The following is a 2,233-nucleotide window of genomic DNA, read 5'->3' on the forward strand; positions in this document are numbered from 1 at the left end:
CGATGCTTACGGTGATGGTACCAATCTTGCCGCCATTGGCGCTTTCGGCAAGGGTTCCGCCGGGGGTAACGGTGATGGTGGCGCTGGGAGCCGAATCAACTTCTGTACCCACGGCGGTAGCTACCGTGGCCTCGTTGTTGCCGAAGGTCATGGTGGTGCTCTCATAGCCGGTTTCGGCCTGATAGGAAGCAGTGGCCTTGACTGCGGCGTTAGAGTGGTTGGTCACGGTGATGGAGTCATTGCTGGCAGTCCAGGCCCCCTCAGAGCTTCCGCTATACTGGTGGGTCTCCGGGTCCCAGGTGCCTTCACCGGCGCCGGTATAAATAAAGCTCATGTCGGTCCAGGCGATATCCACGCTGCATACAACATCGCTGGGACTGCCGGCCTCATAGGTACCCTTGACATCAGTATTATAACTGCCGGTGCCTACGCCGTCCTGATCTGCCGCAAAAGCGGTAGTACCCATGGTGCAGGTCAGAGCAGCAGCCGCCAGCAGGGTGGTGATTTTTTTCATGTTCATAGTCGTTTCTCCTTTTATATGATATATTGGGTGTTTTAGGCGATGGTCACGGTGATGGTACCGATGGTGACGCCCTCTGCGGTAACGCTGTTGTTGGGCGTGCCGGTAATCGTCAGAATAGAGCTGTCCGTGGCAGCTTCGTTGGGCTTGTTTTCCACACCGGCAGCCAATTTGAAACTATCCTGACTCATGGTAGCGTTCACATCGGTATCGCCCTGCGGGGTATAGGTAAAGCTGACCGTAACTTCTGTATTGGAGTGGTTGGTGGCCGTAACCGCGGCAGTGGTCTTATCCCAACCGGAAGTGGTGCTGTCCGTATAGGTGTGGGTGTCCGGATCCCAGGTTCTGGAGCCGGATTCGTTGTAAGTAAAGGTCATATCCTCCCATGTGAGATCCACGCTGTACACGGGAGGCTCCGTGACGCCATCGTTATATTTGGCGGTGACATCAATGGGATTCTGTGAACCTACGTCGGCGCCGTCCACATTGCCGGCGGCCAGAGCGGTGGTGCTCATGCCCAGGGTCATCGTCAGAGCGAGCGCAGCTGCAATTATTTTTTTCATTGGTTTTTCCTCCTTGTAAAAATCATTTATTCCTGCACCGTAACGGTGATGGGAATTTCGGTGTTGACCACGGCTTTTTCGCCGGTGTCGGGGTCATAGTAGAAAACGACAAACTTTCCGTCGTACCCGCCGGGTTGGAGCTGTTTTTCCGCCCCGTCCAGCAGGTTCAGGGTAGTGACCTGATTGCCCGGCTTTAAGGTTCCGGACTGGACGATCACCGTATCGTCGATGACGATCTGCACCACCATATCCTGCAAGGACTTGCCGGGATTGGCAAACACAAGGCTGGCCGCTTTATCGGACAGGTCGATGGTGACCTCATTGGAATAGGTGAGGCTTACCGCCCCGCCACCTTCTTCAGCCTCCAGCTTTTCACCGCTGTCGTCCTCAATGGCCTGGGCATTGGATTCCTCCTCCACCGGGGCGTAATCCGGAGCCAGGACCGGGGCCGTGTCCCGGAAGCACAAGGCCCAGATGGTCACGCCGATGGCAATCAACGTAATCAGAAGCAGCACAGGAATCAAAATTTTCTTTCCCTTCATTCGCTCTCACCTCCAATCGTTACGGTCACGCTGCCGATGATGGCGTTCTCCAGTTCTTTTTCCGGTTTGCCGGCCAGAATCAGATAAACGGTGCTGCTGCCATTTTCAGGCAGGGACACGGGGGCGGAAACCGGATTCTCCCCATCGGTGAAGCTGCCGGTGATACCAGTTTCTGCATTCTGGTAAGCGTAGGAAACATTCACGCCGGTATTGCCGGTGTTGTCCACGGTGATGGAATTGCTTTCTTCGGTATCCACCGTCCAGCCCGCACCGTCATAGGTGTGGGTGTTGGCGTTCCAGGTACCGTCGCTGTAAGTAAAGCTGAGATCACCCCAGGTGATGTCCACGCTGATGATCACAGGAGGTTGGCTGTTGGGGTCATTGCTATAGAACACAGGGTCCGCTTCAATGCGGTAGACGATGCCGTGGCTGCTGTCCAGCACGGGGTAGGTATCCTTATCCTGGTCGTTGTCCAGGTTCTGGTACCAGGCCAGGGTGCCCTCGCTGGTGGAGCCGTTTAGCAGCCAGGTCACCTCGCCGGAAGCAAACTCGGCCGCGGTCTTGGCTGCTACATTTTCGCTGGTTCCATCGTCGCTGCAGGAGCCGAT

At 56.0% G+C, this 2,233-nt stretch carries 3 protein-coding genes and 1 pseudogene; all 4 read right to left on the bottom strand.

Features of this window, described 5'->3' with window-relative positions; genetic code table 11:
* Nucleotides 1–466: hypothetical protein (locus HNP82_RS17655; RefSeq protein ID WP_183776821.1), on the bottom strand; the 466-nt coding region annotated here is incomplete at its 3' end.
* Nucleotides 467–555: 89 nt separating this feature from the next.
* A complete protein-coding gene (locus tag HNP82_RS17660; RefSeq protein ID WP_183776822.1) occupies nucleotides 556–1,083 on the bottom strand; it encodes a hypothetical protein in 528 nt (175 codons plus the stop codon).
* A 26-nt stretch (nucleotides 1,084–1,109) separates the two neighbouring features.
* Nucleotides 1,110–1,625 (bottom strand): hypothetical protein, encoded by a 516-nt coding sequence (locus HNP82_RS17665; RefSeq protein WP_183776823.1) that lies wholly within the window; start codon nucleotides 1,623–1,625, stop codon nucleotides 1,110–1,112.
* Nucleotides 1,622–2,233, bottom strand: a pseudogene (locus tag HNP82_RS17670) (hypothetical protein); the annotation flags it as partial. The pseudogene HNP82_RS17670 and the gene HNP82_RS17665, both read right to left, overlap by 4 nt.

The sequence above is a fragment of the Catenibacillus scindens genome, from assembly GCF_014202115.1.
In the GTDB taxonomy this organism is placed as follows: Bacteria; Bacillota; Clostridia; order Lachnospirales; family Lachnospiraceae; genus Catenibacillus; species Catenibacillus scindens.

Bases quoted from the DNA above. Each gene is read 5' to 3' on its own strand.
- HNP82_RS17660 (WP_183776822.1), bottom strand. From the start codon at position 1,083: ATGAAAAAAATAATTGCAGCTGCGCTCGCTCTGACGATGACCCTGGGC.
- HNP82_RS17665 (WP_183776823.1), bottom strand. From the start codon at position 1,625: ATGAAGGGAAAGAAAATTTTGATTCCTGTGCTGCTTCTGATTACGTTG.